The 19,025-nt window shown below is 61.9% G+C and carries 14 protein-coding genes and 1 tRNA gene; 11 read left to right on the forward strand and 4 right to left on the reverse strand.

What is annotated here, in order from left to right:
- The first annotated feature begins 155 nt into the window (after positions 1 to 155).
- Positions 156 to 443, forward strand: coding sequence for a hypothetical protein (locus EG19_RS05655; protein WP_038048510.1), 288 nt, complete (start codon positions 156 to 158; stop codon positions 441 to 443).
- Positions 444 to 1,087: 644 nt separating this feature from the next.
- Positions 1,088 to 1,498, forward strand: coding sequence for a hypothetical protein (locus tag EG19_RS05665; RefSeq protein WP_038048516.1), 411 nt, complete (start codon positions 1,088 to 1,090; stop codon positions 1,496 to 1,498).
- A gap of 909 nt (positions 1,499 to 2,407) precedes the next feature.
- On the opposite strand, the gene EG19_RS05670 is transcribed toward EG19_RS05665, so the two are convergent.
- Positions 2,408 to 3,682 (reverse strand): acyl-CoA dehydrogenase family protein, encoded by a 1,275-nt coding sequence (locus EG19_RS05670; protein WP_038048519.1) that lies wholly within the window; start codon positions 3,680 to 3,682, stop codon positions 2,408 to 2,410.
- Between the two features lie 158 nt (positions 3,683 to 3,840).
- On the opposite strand from EG19_RS05670, the gene EG19_RS05675 reads away from it, so the two are divergent.
- The 5 genes from EG19_RS05675 (at position 3,841) to EG19_RS05695 (ending at position 11,960) form a co-directional block, all read left to right on the forward strand.
- Positions 3,841 to 5,892, forward strand: coding sequence for a M1 family metallopeptidase (locus EG19_RS05675; protein ID WP_053334960.1), 2,052 nt, complete (start codon positions 3,841 to 3,843; stop codon positions 5,890 to 5,892).
- Between the two features lie 2 nt (positions 5,893 to 5,894).
- On the forward strand, positions 5,895 to 6,836 hold the full coding sequence (locus tag EG19_RS05680) for an efflux RND transporter permease subunit (RefSeq protein WP_038048521.1): 942 nt from the start codon (positions 5,895 to 5,897) through the stop codon (positions 6,834 to 6,836).
- 82 nt (positions 6,837 to 6,918) lie between these two features.
- Entirely contained in the window at positions 6,919 to 8,025 is a 1,107-nt protein-coding gene (carA, locus tag EG19_RS05685; protein ID WP_038048523.1) for a glutamine-hydrolyzing carbamoyl-phosphate synthase small subunit, read from the forward strand.
- The gene (carB, locus tag EG19_RS05690; RefSeq protein ID WP_038048527.1) at positions 8,022 to 11,219 is read left to right on the forward strand and encodes a carbamoyl-phosphate synthase large subunit; all 3,198 of its coding nucleotides are present in this window, start codon (positions 8,022 to 8,024) and stop codon (positions 11,217 to 11,219) included. The genes carA and carB overlap by 4 nt, the downstream gene beginning before the upstream one ends.
- 180 nt (positions 11,220 to 11,399) lie before the next feature.
- Positions 11,400 to 11,960, forward strand: coding sequence for a hypothetical protein (locus EG19_RS05695; RefSeq protein ID WP_038048530.1), 561 nt, complete (start codon positions 11,400 to 11,402; stop codon positions 11,958 to 11,960).
- A gap of 173 nt (positions 11,961 to 12,133) precedes the next feature.
- Here EG19_RS05695 and EG19_RS05700 read toward each other — a convergent pair.
- The 3 genes from EG19_RS05700 to EG19_RS12530 form a co-directional block, all read right to left on the reverse strand.
- A tRNA-Leu gene (locus EG19_RS05700) sits at positions 12,134 to 12,219 on the reverse strand.
- 75 nt (positions 12,220 to 12,294) lie between these two features.
- A complete protein-coding gene (locus EG19_RS05705) occupies positions 12,295 to 13,419 on the reverse strand; it encodes a baeRF10 domain-containing protein (protein ID WP_038048532.1) in 1,125 nt (374 codons plus the stop codon).
- A 14-nt stretch (positions 13,420 to 13,433) separates the two neighbouring features.
- Complete coding sequence (locus tag EG19_RS12530) at positions 13,434 to 14,219, reverse strand: TrmH family RNA methyltransferase (protein ID WP_161685428.1); 786 nt, start codon at positions 14,217 to 14,219, stop codon at positions 13,434 to 13,436.
- Between the two features lie 64 nt (positions 14,220 to 14,283).
- On the opposite strand from EG19_RS12530, the gene EG19_RS05715 reads away from it, so the two are divergent.
- From EG19_RS05715 to EG19_RS05730, 4 genes are read left to right on the forward strand one after another with little or no spacing between them, the layout of a single operon-like run.
- On the forward strand, positions 14,284 to 15,642 hold the full coding sequence (locus EG19_RS05715) for a DUF4388 domain-containing protein (RefSeq protein WP_038048535.1): 1,359 nt from the start codon (positions 14,284 to 14,286) through the stop codon (positions 15,640 to 15,642).
- A gap of 52 nt (positions 15,643 to 15,694) precedes the next feature.
- On the forward strand, positions 15,695 to 16,822 hold the full coding sequence (locus EG19_RS05720; protein ID WP_038048537.1) for a ribonuclease D: 1,128 nt from the start codon (positions 15,695 to 15,697) through the stop codon (positions 16,820 to 16,822).
- A gap of 4 nt (positions 16,823 to 16,826) precedes the next feature.
- Positions 16,827 to 17,567 (forward strand): DNA repair protein RecO, encoded by a 741-nt coding sequence (gene recO, locus EG19_RS05725; RefSeq protein ID WP_038048540.1) that lies wholly within the window; start codon positions 16,827 to 16,829, stop codon positions 17,565 to 17,567.
- A gap of 20 nt (positions 17,568 to 17,587) precedes the next feature.
- Positions 17,588 to 18,961 (forward strand): acyclic terpene utilization AtuA family protein, encoded by a 1,374-nt coding sequence (locus EG19_RS05730; protein WP_038048542.1) that lies wholly within the window; start codon positions 17,588 to 17,590, stop codon positions 18,959 to 18,961.
- The last annotated feature ends 64 nt before the right edge of the window (positions 18,962 to 19,025 follow it).

The following is a 19,025-nucleotide window of genomic DNA, read 5'->3' on the forward strand; positions in this document are numbered from 1 at the left end:
GTGAGGCCAGGGTGCCATTGTGATTTTCGCGAAAGGAAGAACGCGTTCTCCGTTATCGAGGATTTACGCGGGTCTCTCATATTGCATTGGCGGGAGGAAGGGCGTTGGAAAGATCTTCTTGAACGGTCTTCAGTTACGCTTTTGAGATGCAATAAATGCATTTGGATTCCGTCAGCAGCCCACGAAAGATTACGGACAGTTCGGGGAAGCTGGTAGCCAGGAACGACTTTTACCCCTTTGGTCTTCCTGCGGCCACGACGGGGCTTTCGGGGAGCTGGTTTTCGGGGTACGAGTTGGAGCATCAAGACACGGCCAGCACCTACACCGATGATTTGTACTTCTTGCACGCTCGCTGGTACTTCCCGCAGGTGGCGAGGTTCCTTTCCCCCGACCTCGTGCGTGGGGATGTGTTTTCTCCGCAGAGCTTTAATCTTTTCGCGTAAGTAAGTGGGAACCCAGTCAATTTCGTGGACCCGTGGGGTTTGGCGGCGCAGCAAGAGGGCGGTGGGAACGTTTCTCAGGAGAGAGACGGGTACTGTTCCGGGGATTTGGAGGATCCTGATTGCCGGACGTTTCACGAGTTTGTCGACGTGTTTGAAAAGCCGTGGCCCGGGGGGAGGCTGGGGGTGGGGGTTCCCGGGGTGTGGATTGCCAGCGTGGAGATGTACATCGACCGATACGTGGCCAGCGACACGTGTTTTGGTGAGCCGCGAATGACGAGCGATGTGATGATAGGGCTGCTCGCGCCTCCGATTAGGGGGAACCTCTGGGTTTCGAGAAACTCCCCGCAGACGTTGGCGGTGTTGCAGGAGGTGGCCAGAAGGAGCGAGCCCTGGGTGGGGTTGGGCCGAGATTATTGGGTGGGCCTAGCGCTCGTTGGCGGTCCTTTCGCGTTGCTGGAAATCAGCGGTTATGGAACCAGGTGGGATGTTACCGTGGACCCGCCACACGGAAACCTGGACCCTCACCTTCATTACGGTCCATATCTTCCTGGGGGCAAGCACCCACGGTACCATTTTGGTCCGAAAAATCCCAATTTTGGGCGAGGACGTTTCAACTGGCTGGATTGGCTTAGACGGGGGGGACCATGGCGGTGGAGATGAGGAACATCCTTTCGCAAGGGAGCTTTGATTTTGGTTGGGCTAGGCGCCTGAGTAATGAAGAGCATTTTCAAGGATTTGAGACTGCGCTCACGGAAGTTGTTCGCCTTTTGATAGAGTGGTTCGGTGTTACGCGTGCAATCTGGGAGGCAAAGAAAAGGGAGGACAATGAACGGTTTTTATCTCGCTTTCTCAAGGGCAAGGTCCCGATGGTTCATGGAATCGACATTACCAATATAGAGGCGCTGGCAGGGCTAGCTCACGATCTCTACTTTACGAACGATTCTTTTGAGTTTCGAGTAGTTCTATGGTCGGAGGACGTGGCGGTTGCGCTGGAAGGATGCTCTGATCCGATTGTTTTCTCGTTCACTGTTCGGCCGCCCCGAGGTGAAAGGTGACGTGCCATTCGAATGTCTGCAGCATGGTGGGGTGGGCTTTTGGCTGAACGTGGAAAACGGCTCGTGTAAAGTTTCTTAGGGTTAATTAAGAAAGATGCGGGCCAGGAACCACCCCTCACGGCTCCAGCTCCGTGCCGAGCTCACTCGTTGGACCGCCTGTAGAAGGTGGTGCCTGTGTCTAGCGGTTTTGGAGGGGAGATATGGACTGGGCAGGGAAAACCGCGGTGCCGGATGCTCAGTTGTTAGCTTTAGCGGAGAAACTTCGTGTAGAGGTTGGATGTGTGGAAAATGTCCCTCCGCCCGAGTGGTGGGATGAATCTGGCGAACACCCCCCTATTCTGAAACGGTGGCATTTTGTTACCAAATCGGGGGAGTGCGAATTATACGTGGGAAGAGAGGCAGCTGCCGTGTTTTGGCGCGGGCGGTATATTCGCTTTGAGTCCGAGGATTATCCCGAGTGTTCGCTGAGGGATGCCGTAGTTGAGTGCCTTTCCACAATTTTTTCGGGCGAAACCGCAAGAGATCCCGAGCCGGCACCGAAGCCATACGGCTGCGTGATGGTGCCTGTGTTTCCTTTTTTCCGGCTATTAGGGGGCGAATACCGAAGAAGGCTATCCGCGGAGCGACCCAGAGAAAGAGGTTCGCGAGCAATTGGCTGAAAGTGCCAAACCCGGGTACCACGAATTGCGGGAGCTGAGGTCAGTGACAAGTTCAAACCTTCGATGCTTTTGGCAACCTCATCGGCTACGACAAGCGGACACTTGACACGAATGCGGCGACCAACAGGCTCACGGGAGCAAGCTACGATGCCTTGGGAAACCTCCTCGCGCAAAAAAGCGGTGCGACGGAACATTCGGGGTTTTGGCTGGGTATCGCCACACCTCCGCTTACAAGCGTACCGTGCATAAACTACAGCTTGCTTTCCGAAGCACCCTCGTCCCCGTAAACTTTTTCCTCCACAAAGTGGGCGCCGGCGGCGTCATCTTCCAAGTCGCGGGCGTCGGTTTTTTGCTGGAGGAATTGCCGATAGAATTCGTGCTGAATCACTGCGCGCATGACCTCGTTGGTGCCGGTCCAAATGGTAATGAGGCGGACGTCGCGCAGAAGCCGTTCCACCGGATAAATGTTGGTGTAGCCAATGCCGCCGAGGATTTGCATGGCGTGGTTGACGACGGTCCAGGCCGTGTCGGTGGCAAACATCTTGGCCTCGGAAACCAAGCGCCGCACCAGGGAGGGGTCTTCGCCGACATCCACCGCTGCTGCTGCTCCCTGGTTGAGGGCGCGGGCGGCGTCGAGCAGCGTGAGGCTTTCGGCAATTTTGAAGGAAACGCCTTGAAACTGGCGGATCTTTTGCCCGAAGGCTCGCCGGCGGTGGGCGTAGCGGGCGGCAATTTCGATGGCAGCGCGACCCATGCCCACGGCCCCACCGGCAGAAGTGAGCCGCTCGGGGATCATCATTTGATGGAAAACCTCCGTACCCCGGCCAATCCCCGCCTCCCCTCCCACCACGTTTTCCACCGGCACCCGGCAGTCTCTAAACACCAGACGGCCGGTGCCTCCGCCGCGGGTACCCATGAGGCCGTAAACGTGATGGACCTCCACGCCCGGCCCCCGTTCCACCAGGAAGGCGGTCATCCCCTTCTTGGGGTCGGGTTCGTCGGCCAGGCGCCCGTAAATTAAAAACAGATCCGCCCCTTCCGCACCCACCACAAAGCGCTTTTGCCCGTTGAGGATGAAGCTGTTGCCGTCGCGGCGAGCGGTGGTTGTGGCGCCAAAGAAATCCGAGCCACCCCGGGGCTCAGTGAGCCCTTCGGCCACCGCCAGCTCACCTTTGAGCATGGGAACCAGGTAGCGCTGCTTTTGCTCCTCAGTTCCGAAAACCGCAATGGCCTCGCCCACGATGGAAACCAGCGACCACAGGCAAGCGAGGCTAGTGCCCAGAACCCCCACTTCCTCCAGCGCCACCATTTCCACGGTCCAAGGCAAACCACGACCGCCGTAAGCTTGCGGGAAGCGCAACCCCAAAAGGTTGCGCCGCCCCGCTTCCTGCAGGAACTCCCGGGGGAAGACCACCTTTTCCGCGTCCATGTCCAAAAGCAGCTGCCGGGGCACGGACTTCACGAAATCCCTCATTTCCTTGCGAATGGCCTGCTGCTGGGGATTTAAGGTCTTGTCGGTGAGCATGGGGAGCACCTCCCAAAGGCTATGATACTCACGAAAGCCCAGCGCTTTGCAAAGTGCGGATGTCGCGAAGGTGAGAAAAACGCTGGAGGGTAAAGGCAGGGGCCAGAAGGCAAAAACCCTGGGGCCAGCAAAAACGTAAAAACCCCCAGGAGGACCGCATGCTTCACCAGGTTGCTTGGCTTTTGCTCACAGTGGCAGCCCAGCAGGGTGGGCTTGAATTGCACCGCCTTCCGCCGCCGGTGTACCAGGTGACCATGGAGGTCACGGTGAACCCCGAAGACCGCACCCTGCGGGGCAGGGAGATGCTGCGCTGGGAAAACACCGCCAGCCAGCCCACCGACGAGCTGCAGTTTCACCTTTACTTGAACGCCTTTGCCAACGACCGCAGCACGTTTTTCCGGGAGTCCGGGGGATCGCTGCGGAACATTGGCATGCCCAAGGACGGGTGGGGGTTGATCGTGGTGGACGGCCTCAAAACCGCCGATGGCCACGATTTAAAGCCAACCGAAGAGTTCCTGCAGCCCGACGATGGCAACCCCGACGATCGCACGGTGGTGCGCTACCGGTTGCCGGGGCCGTTGCCACCCGGTGAAACGGTGGCGCTGGAGATCAACTTCCACGGCCGGCTCCCCCGGGTTTTTGCCCGCAACGGGATTCACCGCGATTTCATTCTGGCCGCGCAGTGGTTTCCCAAAATTGCGGTTTTCGAGGATGCTGGTGTGCGGGGACGGAAAGAGGCCGGCTGGAACTGCCATCAGTACCACGCCCACAGCGAGTTTTACGCCGATTTTGGCAACTACGATGTGACCGTGATCTTGCCTGCCCGCTACGCCGGAAAAATTGGTGCTACCGGAAGAAAGGTTGAAGAAAAAGTCGAGGCCGACAGGGTCACTGCGCGCTTCGTGCAGGAAGGGGTAACGGATTTTGCCTGGACCGCCGACCCGCGCTATGTGGTGGTGGAGGACTTCTTCGATCCCAAGCGGGATGTGCCAAAAGAAAAACAGCAAGAGCTGGCAAGGCTTTTGGGTGTGCCGCCGGAGGAGCTGAACCTCTCTCCGGTGGCCATTACGCTCTTGCTGCAACCGGCCAACCGCGCCCAGGCGCAACGGTACCTTGAGGCGGTGAAGGTGGCCATGTGGGGGTACGGGCTGCGCCTGGGCGCTTATCCCTACCCGCACATTACGCTGGTGGATCCGCCCCGGGGCGCCATGGGGGCCGGCGGCATGGAGTACATGACGTTCATTACCCTGGGCACCCACCCTCTTTTTAACCTGCCTTTCTTTCGGGAAATTCGCTCGCCTGAAGGGGTCACCATTCACGAGTTTGGCCATAACTACTGGATGGGCATGATTGCCTCCAACGAGTTTGAAGAATCCTGGTTGGACGAGGGCATCAACAGCTTTTACGACATGATCATCATGGACGAGGTGTACGGCGCGGAGCAGCGTTTTTTGGGCTTGGAGGTTTCGGCCTTCGAGAGCAACCGCGCGCCTTTGCGCCCGGAGCAATACTCCGACCCCATGGTGCGGGAAGCGTGGAAGTTTCGGCCCGGGACTTACGGTTTTCATTCCTACCCGCGGCCGGCTGTGACCCTCAAAAACCTGGAGGGCCTGGTGGGCCCTGCGGCTTTCCATCGGGCCATGCGGCGTTTCTTCCGCGAGTGGCAGTTTCGCCACCCATCCAGCGAAGATTTCATTAAGTCCTTTCAGGAATCGGTGGGGCAGGACCTTTCCTGGTTTTTCTCGCAAGCTTTTTATTCCCCGGCCGCCCTGGATTACGGGGTACGCAGCGTGGACTGCAAAAAGCTAAGCAAGCAAAAGGGGTACGTTTTTGGCAACGGCGAGCCCACGCTGGCACCGGCCGAGAAGGAGGAGAAGGGCAGCGAAGACAAAGCCCCGTACCGTTCCCGGGTGGTGCTGGAACGACTGGGGGAGTTTGTGCACCCGGTGGAGGTGGAGCTGGTGTTTGCCGATGGCAGCCGGCAGCGCCACCGGTGGGACGGGCGGGAAAAGTGGACGGTCATTGGAGTCGTCACGCCTTCCGAGCTGGTTTCCGCGGAAGTAGACCCCGATCATATCATGGCCTTGGATTGCAACCGGCTCAACAACAGCAAGTGTGTGGAAGCTTTTTGGACACCGGTGGCCAAAGCGGTGGTGCACCTCATGTTTTGGGTGCAAAACGTGTTAAGCCTTGCGGGGCTTTTGGGGTGAGTATGAAATCCATTCACGTGTTTTCCGAAGGTTTGCGGCAGGCAAGTAAGCGGCCCAAGCTGGTGCTGGTGCTTTACCTGGTGCCGCTCGTTGGAGCTCTGGCGCTTTCTTTTTTGGCATGGGCAAGCCTTGCTCCCGCTCTGGGTCATTCCTTGTTTGCCCAGGAGGTGATTGCGGGGCGGTGGTTTGGCGTCTGGCAGGATTTTGCTAAAAGCCCGGAAAACCACCTGTCGTTGGTGATTGGTCCCGGTCTGGCTTTGGCGTTTTTTGCAACGGTAATATTGCAGGTACTGCTTTCCGCCGGCGTCATCACCTCGTTATTCGGCGACCGCGCCGCTCGCGGTGGCGATTTCTTCACCGGCATACGGCATTTTGCCTGGCCTTTTTTCCGGAGTTTTCTCTGGTTTTTCATTGGGTTCGCCCTGGCGGCCGGGGCTTGTGGGGTGGTCATGCAGAGGTTTTTCAAGCTTGCGGAAAATCAGGCCGATGCCCGCTGGGATGTGGTGGGTGTGCTGGTTGGCAGCTTGCTGTTTGCCTTGCTTTACGTGCCCCTGCGGGGAGCGTACGAGCTTTCGCGCATGGCCGTGGTACGTCACGGGGACAGAAAAACGTTGCGGGGTTTTTTCCGGGCCCTGGGCTCGGTGCTGCGGCATCCGCTGCTGTTTTTCCCGCTCTATGCCGCTTTCTTCATGGCCGTCGTTGCCCTGCACGGAGCTTTCGGCCTGGTGCGCTCCGAGTTTACCGTCAGCAATTGGCTTGGAATTTTCGCGGTGGCCCTGGCCCACCAGCTCGTGATGGCAGTGCGGGCTTTTCTTCAGCTGGGCTTTATGGCGGCCAACAAAGAGGCCTACCTTCTGCTTGGAGAAGCAGGCTACTGTCAACCAAAGACCCAACCCCAGCAAGCTGTAGCGGAACCGTCCCCGGTGGAGGATGTTTTTGCCTAGCCCCCCGGTGGGTTGGGGACCCTGGGTTGTGCCTGAGACGGAGTTTCGGTAGTCTCCCCGCGACTGGGAGGGGTAGGGGTCCTTGGAGAAAGCGTACTTAGCCCTGGCCGATGGCCGTGTGTTCGAAGGGTTCATGCATGGGCCGGGAGAAGCCTCCGGGGAGGTGGTTTTTAACACCTCCATGTTCGGCTACCAGGAGATGCTCACCGACCCTTCCTACCGGGGGCAAATTCTGGTGTTGACCACCCCGCACGTGGGGGTGGTGGGGACCAACCCCGAGGATTGGGAAAGCCGCCACGTATGGGCGGCGGCTCTGGTGGTGGCGGACCTGGTGGCCGAGCCTTCCTCCTGGCGTTCCCGGGCCAGCTTGCCGGAGTTCTTGGCGCAAGCGGGGGTGCCGGTGGGTTTCGGGTTTGACACCCGGGCGTTGGTGCTTCACCTGCGCCAGCACGGCAGCCTGCCGGGGGTGTTGGTGGCGGGGGTGGACGCCCCACAAGCTCAAGCTTTGGCCCGCAAGGCCCGTTCCACCGACGGTTTGGATTTAACGGAGGAGGTGAGCACCGGTGAAATCCAGCGCTTTTCCGAGGGTCCTTGGCGGCGGCGGGTGCCCCCCGGTCAGGTGCGGGTGGGCGTTTTGGATTTTGGCGTGAAAGCGTCCATTTTGCGGGAGCTGGTGGCGGCGGGAGCCGAAGTGCTGGTGATCCCGGGAAAGCGTGGTCTGGACGACATCCCTGAGGACCTGGACGGGCTGGTGGTTTCCAACGGTCCGGGAGACCCGGCGGCGGTGGCCCACGCGGTGCGGTGGCTAGAGAAAAACCTGGGGCGCCTTCCGATCCTTGGCATTTGCCTTGGGCACCAGCTTTTGGGTCTTGCGCTGGGGGGCCGCACCTACAAGCTCAAGTTTGGGCATCACGGCGCCAACCATCCGGTGCGGGACGAACGCACCAGGGCCGTGTGGATTACCTCGCAAAACCACAACTACGCGGTGGCGGCGGAGAGCTTGCCGTCGGAGGTGCAGGTGACCATGGTCAACCTCACCGATGGCTCGGTGGAGGGCTTGCTGGCCCATGAGGTCTGGGCCGAGGGGATTCAGTTTCACCCTGAGGCCGGTCCGGGGCCCCACGATGCGTTGGGGGTTTTTGGCCAGTTCGTGCAGAGGTGTCTTGCCTTTCGGGAGCACAAGCGGTGAGAAGGGTAGACGTGCGCAACGTGCTGGTGGTGGGGGCGGGGCCGATCCGTATCGGCCAGGCCTGCGAGTTCGACTACTCGGGCGTGCAAGGGGTGCAGGCCCTCAAGGAAGAAGGTTTGCGTGTGGTGCTGGTGAACTCCAACCCCGCCACCATCATGACCGATCCGGAGCGGGCCGATGCCACCTACGTGGAGCCCATTACCCCGGAAATCGTGGCGCAAATCCTGGAACAGGAGCAATGCGACGCCTTGCTCCCCACCCTGGGCGGACAAACCGCCCTCAACGTAGCGGTGGAGCTGGCCAAAGGCGGGGTGCTGGACCGCCTGGGGGTGCGGCTCTTAGGGGCCTCCCTTTCCGCCATTCAAACCGCCGAAGACCGGGAGCGTTTCCGGGAGGCCATGCGCCGGGCGGGTTTGCCGGTCTTGCCTTCGGTGACCGTCCATTCGCTGGCGGAAGGGGAGAGGGCCCTGGAGCTGGTGGGTCTGCCGGCCATCCTTCGCCCATCCTTCACCCTCGGCGGGCAAGGGGCAGCCGTGGTGTACAACCGCGAAGAGTTTGCCGGGGCTTTGCGGCAAGCCCTGGCTGCTTCGCCGGTGGGCGAAGTGCTCATGGAGCGCTCGGTGGAGGGCTGGAAGGAGTTCGAGCTGGAGGTCATGCGGGATTGGGCCGACACCGTGGTGGTGGTGTGCTCCATTGAAAACCTGGACGCTATGGGCGTTCACACCGGGGACTCCATCACCGTAGCTCCAGCCCTCACCCTCACGGACAAGGAGTACCAGGTCCTGCGGGACGCAGCGGCCACCTGCTTGCGCACGGTGGGGGTGGAGACCGGCGGCGCCAACGTGCAGTTTGCGGTCAACCCGGAAAACGGGGAGTGGGTGGTCATCGAGATGAACCCGCGGGTTTCCCGCTCCTCAGCATTGGCTTCCAAAGCCACCGGCTTTCCCATTGCCCGCATTGCCGCCAAGCTGGCCCTGGGGTACCGGCTTTGTGAAATCCAAAACGCCATTACGCGCTCCACACCGGCGGCTTTTGAACCGGCGCTGGACTACGTGGTGGTCAAGGTCCCGCGCTTTGCCTTCGAAAAGTTTCCCCAACTTCCCGACACCCTGGGCACCTCCATGAAATCGGTGGGGGAAGCCATGGCCATCGGCCGCACCTTTGAGGAAGCGCTTTTAAAGGCGGTGCGGTCCCTGGAGCGGGGCTGGGACGATTTGCTTGCGCCACCTTCCGTTGGCGCTCTGGATAGCGAAGCCCTCTTCCGACGCATCAGCATCCCCAACCCGGACCGCCTCTGGGCGGTGGCGGAAGCCCTCCGGCGCGGCGTGAGCGTGGAAGAGGTCGCCCAGGCCAGCCGCTGGGACCCGTTTTTTGTGCGGAAAATTGCCTCTCTGGTGGAGGCTGAAAAGACCTTGCTTCCCAGGGCTTCCACCGATCCCGAAGCGCTGGCGCAGGCCAAGCGGTTGGGTTTTGCGGATGGGACCATTGCCCGGGTGGCGGGCATTTCTGAAGTGGAGGTGCGGGCGTTGCGGAGAGCTCAGGGTTTGAGCCGACGCTACCGCAAGGTGGACACCTGCGCTGCGGAGTTTGCCGCCTCCACACCGTACTACTACGGCAGCTTCGGTACCTGCAACGAGCGGGAGGAAGACCCGCGCCCGCGGGTGGTGATCTTGGGTTCCGGCCCCGTGCGCATCGGCCAGGGCATCGAGTTCGATGCCTGCTGCGTCCACGCCGTGGCCGGTCTGCGGCAGGAAGGCTTTGCCGCGGTAATGGTGAACTGCAACCCGGAAACCGTATCCACAGACTGGGACACCTCCGACCGCCTGTACTTTGAGCCTCTGGCTCTGGAAGACGTTCTGGAAGTGATTGAGCAGGAAAAGCCTCACGGTGTTCTGGTGCAGTTTGGGGGCCAGACCCCGCTCAAGCTTGCCCGGGCGCTTTTGCAACACGGGGTGAGGATCCTGGGTACCTCTCCGGAAGCGATTCACCTCGCTGAAGACCGCCAGCGGTTTTCCGCGGTGGTGAGAAAGCTTGGCCTGCATCAGCCGGAAGGTGAAACGGTGATCAGCTTGGCGGAAGCCGAACGGGCCGCCGCCAATCTTGGCTACCCGGTTTTGCTGCGCCCTTCTTACGTGCTGGGCGGCCGGGGCATGCAGGTGGTGTACTCGGCTGCCGAGCTGAGAAGCGTTTGGGAGAGGGAGCTGCGGGCCGAGCCGGAACACCCGGTGCTTTTGGACCGCTTTCTGGAGCGGGCCCTGGAGCTGGATGTGGATTTGGTGGCCGATGGGGAAAGCGTGGCCATTGCCGGGATTTTGGAGCACGTGGAGGAAGCGGGCATCCATTCCGGAGACTCCTCCTGCGTCATGGGTGCTTCGTCTTTGTCGCTGGAACTTTTAGCGGAAATTCGCCGGGTGGCCCGGCTTTTGGCCAGCGAGCTCCAGGTTGTGGGCCTTTTGAACCTGCAGTTGGCGGTGAAGGACGGGCAGGTTTGGGTTTTGGAAGCCAACCCCCGGGCGTCCCGCACGGTGCCGTTTGTTTCCAAGGCCACCGGCGTCCCCTGGGCGGCGGTAGCCGCGCGGGTTTGCTGTGGCACCAAGCTCAAGCAGTTGGGATTGGGCGACGGCAAACCGCAAGCGGTAGCCGTAAAGATGCCGGTGTTTCCCTTTGATCGCTTCCCGGGAGCTGACCCCATTCTGGGCCCGGAAATGCGCTCCACCGGCGAGGTCATGGGGCTGGGGGCGAGCTTCGGTGAGGCCTTTGCCAAGGCAGCGCTGGCAGCGGGCCTGGATTTGCCCAAAAAGGGGAACGTGTTTCTTTCCCTGGCGGGCCCTGACAAGCCCCGCGCGGCGGCTTTGGCCTCTCGCTTCCAGGAGCTAGGCTTTGGCTTGCTGGCCACCAAGGGGACCGCTGCGGTGCTGCGGGAGGCGGGCTTTTCTCCCCGGGAGGTGAGGAAGGTTTCCGAGGGGCGCCCGCACGTGGTGGACCTCATGGTCAACGGCGACATCCACCTGGTGGTGAACACCGCCACCGGTGGCCGCGCGCACCAGGACGGGCACCTCATCCGCCGGGGTGCCCTGGAGCACCGTATCCCCTACGTGGCCACGGTCCCCGGCGCCTTTGCCGCCGCCGAAGCCATCGCCTGCCGGGAAATCCGCCTGCGACCCCTCCAGCGCCTGGACTTCCCCCATCTCTAACTCCGACCCTCAAAACTCTGGTAGGCTGCCATTCAGCGCGGTTTTCGGAAAACCAATGCGGAGCTTGCACTAGGGGTGCTCTTCTGGCCCCGGCACCTTCCTCAGCAATTTGCTTTGGGGCATGGGTTGGGCTACACTTCGCTATCTCTAGCCGGAAATGAGCTGGAGTGGGAGTGAAGGATGACAGCAAAACTTGAACACGAATGGGAAATCGAGCTGCCGGGGACCAGCGCCCAGGAGCTCTTGGCAGGTTTGGCCGCCCGGGACCGGGTTTTTGGGCAAAACGTGACCCTGGAGCCCGAGGACGACCCGAAAAACACGGTGGAAGCCTGGCTGGGCTCTTCCGATGCCCTGGACGGCAAGGTGTACCGCCTGGCGGTGTACGCCGATCTGGAGGGTCCCGAGGAGTACCTGGAAGCGGCCCGGGATGCCCTCATGGACCTGGTGGACGAGCAGGTGGCTGAGGCCCAAAAGGACGCCGCTGGCGCCAAGGTCTTGGACCGCAAGCCCAGCTCCGAGGTTTCTTTTGAGCTGATCTCGGAGGAAGAGGAAACGCCTCAGCTCATCCTCCCCGAGTGGCTGGCGCCGGAAGAGGCGGATCTGCCTTGGGGTTTTCGCCCGGTGACCAAGGACGGCAAGCCCTGGCCCGATCCGGAGGTGCTGAAGGCCCACGAGCGGGTCGTGCTGGTGCCGTTTAAGGGGGAGTACATCCTCTACTCGCTGCCGCCGCTGGAAGGCTAATTCCTTTTTCTACTGGCGACACCCGCTGCGGCTGCCACGTGCTTTCGAGCGTTTCGGCCGCTGCGGGTGATGTGTGTCTTCAGGGAAGGCGCTTTGCTTAGTGAACGTCTCTAAGACACCGGCAACGCTGCGCCCAGGGTACGCGGAATCCGTGCAATTACGGCGGAAAAATGTGGTGCCGGAGGCGGGATTCGAACCCGCACGCCCTTTCGGACAGGGGATTTTAAGTCCCCGGCGTCTGCCATTCCGCCACTCCGGCGCCGGGTGAAGTTTAATTGACAAAAACGGCACGGTCTACGGCTGCAAAAGGCTTTGGGCCGGGTACAAACCGGGTTCAGCCCCGCAAGATGGCGGCAATGTCGCCCACCTGTCGCAGGGTCTCGGCGGCTGGCCCACTCACCACCTCCACGCTGCCGCCGGCTTCAATGACCCGGTGGCTGAGGCGATCCACAAAGGCCTTGACGTGGTGCAGGGTGTTGCCGCACTGCGGGCATTTTTCTTCGGCCATGGTGAACAACCCCCCGCACTCACCACACTCCTGGCCTTCCACCGAGAGACCCCGGACATACACCAGCTTCCACACCGGCTTGGTGTTCACGGCGTCCAAGGTGGCGGGAAGCCCGGCTACTGCCCGCCCGCCTTTCCTCACCTCGCGCAGCAGGTCCCGCACCAGCTCCAGCTCCGCCACCCGCTCCAGCCGCTCCTGAACCTCCGCGGTGCGCTGCAGGATTTCTTCGTGAGTGGCGCTGATGGGCAGAGGCAGGATTTCCACCAGGCGCCCCTGGAGACGCTTGGGAAGCAAGCGGGCCAAGGCGTTGGCCACTTCGTTGTTGCCGCCCAAAACCAGGCGGTCCACCTCCAGCTCGTCCACCAGACGGGAGAGCTCCTTGGCCACAGTTTTCACATGGGCGGAAACGCTTTCATCATGGTGGCGCTCCATGCGCGATTGAGAGCGAAGCTTGTCGGAGGAGGGGGAGTCCGGGCGCGGCGGAATGAAGGAAACCAGGTCCTTGTGCTCCTCGATCTCGCCTAGAAACACCGTGAACAACCGGGCCCGTTGGGAGTCCACCAGCACCACCGCGTACCGCTCGTACTCATCCAGCGCCTCCACCAGCGGGCGGAGCATGGCCCCACGGGTCCAGTACGCTGCCGGGGGAAGGGCAAGCTTGAGTACATTGCGGAAGGTAAAGCCCAGGCGCCGGTGGCGGAAGAGGACCAGCGTTTTGCCGGTGGGTTCGACCCTTTTGACGATGTCCTCCACTTCTTGGGCGGTGGTTACCAGTTCCTCGTCACCGGGGTGTTGCGCGATGAGCTGCTTGAGCATGTCCTTAAGCTGGGTTTCGAAGCCCCTTTTGCGGTTGGCGGGTTTGGATTGGTCAACGTCCAAGTAAACGGTGAGCGTGTTTCCGGGGGCTTGAGAAAGCTTTTGCAGTTGCTCGATGTCACGGTGGCGGATCATGGCTTCCTCCTCCTTTACCCAGTATAGGCGGTGTGGCAAGCCCCGGTGAGGCAGGCCAAGAGGATCCCGCAGGCTACGGCCACGTTCAGGGACTCCACCCCGTGGGCCAGCGGGACGGTTACCGAATGGGTCACGCCAGCGGCAAGCTCGGGGTCCAAACCCTGGCCCTCGTTGCCTAAAGCGAGCACCAACGGCCGCTGGGGTTGCCACTGCGAAAGCGGCGTGCCACCGGAAGCCGCGGCAGCTACCCAGCTGTAGCGGTTGCTGGTCCAGTGCCGAAGCCGCGTAAATGGAAAGTCGCGAAGCACGGGGAAAAACAGGCTTGTTCCGGCGGAGGCCCGCAGCGCCTTGGGAGAAAAGGGGTTGGCGCAACCCGGCGAGCAAACCACGGAGGAAGCCCCCAGCGCTGCGGCTACCCGCACCACCGCGCCCACGTTGGCAGGGTCCTGCACGCGATCCAAGTACACGATGAGGTCCCCCTGAGGCTCTTCCCAGTGAGGCACTGGAAACACGGCCACCACGCCCTGGGTGTGCTGGGTGGGTGCCAGGCGCTCCAACACCGAAGCGGGGAGCTGGAAGCAGGGGACCCTGGCCGAAAGACTTGCAAGCTCGGGATCATGGGTTAGCGCTTGCGCAACCTCCTCGGAGGCAAAAACCGCTTCGGGGGAAAGGCCTCGCCGCCATAAATCGCGGATGAGTTTCAAACCGTCCACCAGCGTGCGGTGCTCGTCCTTGCCTTGAGCGATGCTGCGCAACGCCGCCACACGGGGGTTGTGCTTGCCTACAGAGGTCCACGCCATAGGCTTAGTTTGCCACGCAAGGCCGAGTTGCGCTGGACCGCCGGGTGTGGGAACATAACAGAGCATGGCACAGGAACGCTTGCTGTGGCCGCCCCGGAACTTGGCCGAGGAACTTCCCCGCAAGGTGAGCGGTTCGCTGGCGGTGCTGCCGCCGGCGGTGCTTTTGCACGCGGCCCGGGCCGCCAAGCGGGACCTGCGGCTTTCCATGCGCGAGCTGGATTCCGGGCAGGTGGTGGTGCTGGTGTTCCGCCGGGGCGAACCCACCATGGTGTTTTCCCCTGGGGATGGCCGCTCGGTGGGGGAGATGCTGGTGGCGGCGGGGCTCTTGGATGAAGTACAGCTCGCCAGGCTGCTGGAGGAGCGGCGCGCTTCCTCTACCTCCCTTGAGCGTTTGCTTACCGAACGGGCCAACCTCACCCACGGCGAGGTCCAGCGCTTCCTGGACTACCAGGCAAGGTTGAGGCTTTTGGATTGCTTGGCCTGGCAGCAGGGTTTTTTCGAGCTTGCGGAGTACACCGGCGGCGGCGAGACCACTTACCGGCTGCAGTTGCCCAGCATTGAGGCCCTCCAAAACCGCGCCAAGAGCCGTGCCGAGCGCTTGCCGCGTTTTCTGGGCAGGTTGCCCTGTGCCCCGGCCCATGTGGTGGTGCGGCGCAAGCGGGGCGCTGAACCTCCGGCCACGGGCTTGGCCAGGGAAATCTTTGAGGTTTTATCCCAGCCGCTGTTGCTCCCGCAGCTCATGGCCCGCCTTCTGGTGGACGACGATTTGGTGCTGGAGGTCGTGCTGGACCTGGTTTCCGCCAAGGTGCTGGTCATGTATCCCCGCGTGGAGCTGGCGCCCATTTCCATGTCCCAGGCGTCCTCCGGGGATCTGTGGGCCAGCCAGATGGTTTCGGAAATCCTCCTGCGCTTCCGGGGCGGGGACAGCGGTGGTTTGGTTCGCAGTTTGTGGGTGGTGGTGGTTTCGGCGCGGAGCGAAGAGGCCACGCGCCTGGTGGCCAAAATGGGCGGGGAGCAGGTGGAGCTGGTGTTTCACAACTCGGAGCTTCCGGTGGCGCTTTTGGCGCGGTCGGTGGCGGTGGGACCCAACGCCCGGCTGCACCTTCTGGCGCTCCAGCCGGACATCCTTTCGCCGGCCGCACTGGCGGGTGTGTTGGGCCGCTGCGACGCGGTGGTTTTGGTGCGCACCTCGGCTAGCTCGGAAGAGGAGCAAAAGCTCGCCAAGCTCCGGCAAATGGCCGAAGGCGCAGGCTTTGGCTGGCGACCGCTCATCGTGGGTTGGGATCAGGGGGCTTCCTTCCGTCCCTGGCAGGAATACCCGGAAGCCGTGCTGGCGGTGCCTTCCCTGGGCGACGCCGATCCTCAGTGGCTGGCCAAGAGGCTGCTGGAAGCGCTGTTAGCGGCCGCTTCCGCGCGCCATTAGTAAGCGCAAAGCTTTTCGCGATTGCTTCCAACCCGGTGCTACCATCCACGCCGTGGGCAACGACGTGATCCTCTGGGTTGACTCGGCGGCGAGGCTGCAGCAGGTCTGTAAGGATGCGAGGGCCGCCGGCGTGGTGGCGGTGGACAGCGAAGCCGACTCCTTTCACTCCTATTACCCAAAGGTTTGCCTGGTGCAGCTTTCCTTTTCCGGGCGCCATGCGGTGGTGGATACCTTAAAGCTTTCCCCCCAGGAGCTGGCTCCGTTGGGTGAGCTTTTGGCGGATGGTCAAACTCTCAAAGTGCTCCACGGGGCTGACTACGACCTGCGGATGCTGCAAAAGGACTTTGGCTTCCACCTTCGAAACCTGGCGGATACGCAAGCCGCGGCGCAGGTGCTGGGCGAACCGCAGACCTCCCTAGCGGCTTTGGTGAAAAAGGAGCTGGGGTTCGAGCTGGACAAATCCCAGCAGCGGGCCGATTGGGCAGTCCGCCCCCTTTCTTCGGAAATGCTGCGCTACGCCGTGGACGATACCCGCTACCTGGAGGCACTTCTTACCAGGCTCAAAGCCCGCTTGGAAGCCTTGGGGCGCCTTGAATGGTGGGAAGAGGAATGCCAAGCGCTGGAGCAGGTGGCTTACCAGCCCCCGGACCCGGACCCCTGGGCCTTTTTGCGCATCAAAGGGGCGAGGGCGCTTTCCGCAGAGGCTTTGGGACGACTCAAGGTGCTGTGGGAATGGCGGGAAAGCGTGGCTCAGGCTCTGGACGTGGCCCCGTTTCGGGTTTTGCCTTCGGATTTGCTATTGCGGCTGGCCCTGAACCCACCTTCCGATTTTTCGGAGCTGGTGCAAACGCCAGGGATGCCACCGCGGGTGGCCCGGCGGTGGGGAGCGGCGATCCTGCAGGTGCTGGCTCAGGCTTCAGAGGTGACGCTCCCGCCCGCGAGCCTCCGTCCCCGCCCGGATGAAGCCAGGGAGCGCCTGGTGAAGAAACTTCGAGCCGTTCGCGACCAGGTGGCGCAGGCACTGGCCCTGGACCCGGGTTTTCTGGCACCGCGGGCAAGCCTGGAAGCGGTGGCGGATCGCCGCCCGGCAAACGACCAGGCATGGTTTGAATGCTTAAAGAGACGCTGGCGGGTGGCAGTGTTGAAGGAACCGCTGGGAAAAGTGCTGGCGGAAACCTAGAGCCGTGTCGCTCATTACTGAAGAAGCCATCGTGCTTGCCCGCTACCCTTTCAAGGAAAAATCGGCGGTGGTGGTGTTCTTGTGCCGGGGGAAAGGGGTTATTCGGGCCGTGGCCCGGGTGGCCCGGGGGAGAAGCGGGGGCGGTGTGGCGCTGGAGCCTTTGGCCAAAGTGAAGGTTACGCTTTTCGCCTCCCCGCGGCGGGAGCTGGCCACGGTCAACGAGGTAGTGCTGGAGCGCTCGGCTTTGGACCTGGCGGCGCGGCCTCAAGCTTGGGCGGCAAGCCTGGTGGCGGCGGAGTTAGCGTTAGAGCTGTGTCCCCCGGGGACCAGCCAAGAGGCCTTCTTCCGCCTGCTGGAAAAAACCCTGCTTTGGCTGGAAGGAGGAGCGGATCCAGAGCTTGCCGTGGCTTACGTGCTCATCTGGTCGCTGAAGCTGGCCGGCGTGCTTCCTGATTTGGCGACCTGCGCGCTGGGCGGCGAACCGCTGGAAAACGGTGTGGTGGTTTTTGTGAGGGATGTGGGGTTTTGTTGCCCCACCCACAGCACCGGAGGGGTCACGCTCACCGCCAACTCCCAGCGTTTCTTAAGGGAAGCTTTGAAAAAACCTCTGGACCAAGTAACCGCCAAACCGGGTCCGGAGCTTATCCCCACGCTGGTGACGCTCTTAGAGCATTTTTTGGAGAAGCCCTTGCGTTCCCTTTCGGTCTTTCGACAGCTGACAGGCCCAGGAACGAGCACCTGCTAGACTTTCCGCCCGGGGGGAACATGGGTCGCATCGTTCGCATCGGCAATGGGCAGGGTTTCTGGGGGGATTCGCCGGACGCCGCTTACGAGCTCATCACCCGGGGACCGGTGGACTACGTAGGGCTCGACTACCTAGCGGAAGTCACCCTCTCCATCATGATGCGCCAAAAGCTCAAGGACCCCAGCAAGGGCTACGCCACGGATTTTCTAACCCTGCTGCGGCGCGTTTTGCCGGAAATCATGGCCCGCAACGTCAAGATCGTGACCAACGCGGGAGGGCTCAACCCCCGGGCATGCCGCGAAGGCATCTTCCGGCTCGCTGAAGAACTCAACGTTCGTGGGCTTAAGGTGGGGATCGTGGAAGGGGATGATCTGCTCCCCCGTTTGGACGAGCTCTTTGCCGCCGGGGTCTCCCTGGTGCACATGGAAACCGGAGCGCGGCTTTCCGATGTCCCGCGGGACCGCGTGCTTTCGGCAAACGCTTACCTGGGGGCCATACCGGTAGCCCAGGCTCTGAAGCAGGGCGCGCAGATCGTCCTCGCCGGGCGCATTACCGATACGGCCCTGGTCTTGGGTCCGCTGGTGGCGGAGTTTGGGTGGGGTCCCGAGGACTGGGACCTTTTGGCCGCCGGCACCGTGGCCGGCCACATCGTGGAGTGTGGGGCCCAGTGCACCGGCGGAAACTTCTCCCGGTGGTGGGAGGTGCCCGATCTTTGGGACGTGGGCTATCCGGTTTTGGAGTGCCACGAGGATGGCAGTTTTGTGGTGACCAAGCATCCAGGCACCGGCGGTTTGGTGAACGTGGCTACGGTTTTCGAGCAACTGCTTTACGAGATGGGGGATCCCACGGACTACATCACCGCCGATTGCCGCGTGGATTTCACCTCAATTCGCTTGGAGCAAGTGGGGGAAAACCGGGTGCTGGTTTCCGGTATCCAGGGAAAGCCCCGAACCGATTTTTACAAAGTTTCCGCCTCGGTGCAGGGAGGTTTCAAAGCCGCGGGGCAGCTGGTGATTTCCGGACCCCGGGCGGTGGAAAAAGCCAGGCTGTGCGCTGAGCTGGTCTTTCGCCGGCTGGAAAAGGCTGGAGTGTGCTTTCCACCGGAGGACCGGGTGGTGGAGCTTTTAGGGACCGGCGTTTGTCACCCCGGGGTAGCTCCTACTCCCCAGGACTTGCCGGAGGTGGTGTTGCGCATTGCCGTGAAGAGCGATGACCGGAGCAAAGTCGAGCGCTTCGGGATGGAACTGGCACCCCTCATCACTTCGGGTCCCCCTGGGGTCACGGGTTTCTCGGGTGGACGGCCAAAACCGCAGGAAATCGTTTCTTTTTGGCCCGCGTTAGTGCCCCGGGAGCTGGTGGACTCTCACGTCCGGGTCAGCGTGGAAGAAATTTAGCTGCCCTACGAGTGGAAGATACGGCAATCCCTAGGGTCTTAAGCCAGGTCACAGCGAAGGCTAT

Source organism: Thermoanaerobaculum aquaticum (assembly GCF_000687145.1).
Classification (GTDB): domain Bacteria; phylum Acidobacteriota; class Thermoanaerobaculia; order Thermoanaerobaculales; family Thermoanaerobaculaceae; genus Thermoanaerobaculum; species Thermoanaerobaculum aquaticum.

Coding starts and splice junctions, on each gene's coding strand:
- EG19_RS05705 (WP_038048532.1), bottom strand. CDS start 13,419: ATGATCCGCCACCGTGACATCGAGCAACTGCAAAAGCTTTCTCAAGCC.
- EG19_RS12530 (WP_161685428.1), bottom strand. CDS start 14,219: ATGGCGTGGACCTCTGTAGGCAAGCACAACCCCCGTGTGGCGGCGTTG.
- EG19_RS05695 (WP_038048530.1), top strand. CDS start 11,400: ATGACAGCAAAACTTGAACACGAATGGGAAATCGAGCTGCCGGGGACC.
- EG19_RS05730 (WP_038048542.1), top strand. CDS start 17,588: ATGGGTCGCATCGTTCGCATCGGCAATGGGCAGGGTTTCTGGGGGGAT.
- EG19_RS05665 (WP_038048516.1), top strand. CDS start 1,088: ATGGCGGTGGAGATGAGGAACATCCTTTCGCAAGGGAGCTTTGATTTT.
- EG19_RS05715 (WP_038048535.1), top strand. CDS start 14,284: ATGGCACAGGAACGCTTGCTGTGGCCGCCCCGGAACTTGGCCGAGGAA.
- EG19_RS05655 (WP_038048510.1), top strand. CDS start 156: ATGCATTTGGATTCCGTCAGCAGCCCACGAAAGATTACGGACAGTTCG.
- EG19_RS05675 (WP_053334960.1), top strand. CDS start 3,841: ATGCTTCACCAGGTTGCTTGGCTTTTGCTCACAGTGGCAGCCCAGCAG.
- EG19_RS05670 (WP_038048519.1), bottom strand. CDS start 3,682: ATGCTCACCGACAAGACCTTAAATCCCCAGCAGCAGGCCATTCGCAAG.
- EG19_RS05680 (WP_038048521.1), top strand. CDS start 5,895: ATGAAATCCATTCACGTGTTTTCCGAAGGTTTGCGGCAGGCAAGTAAG.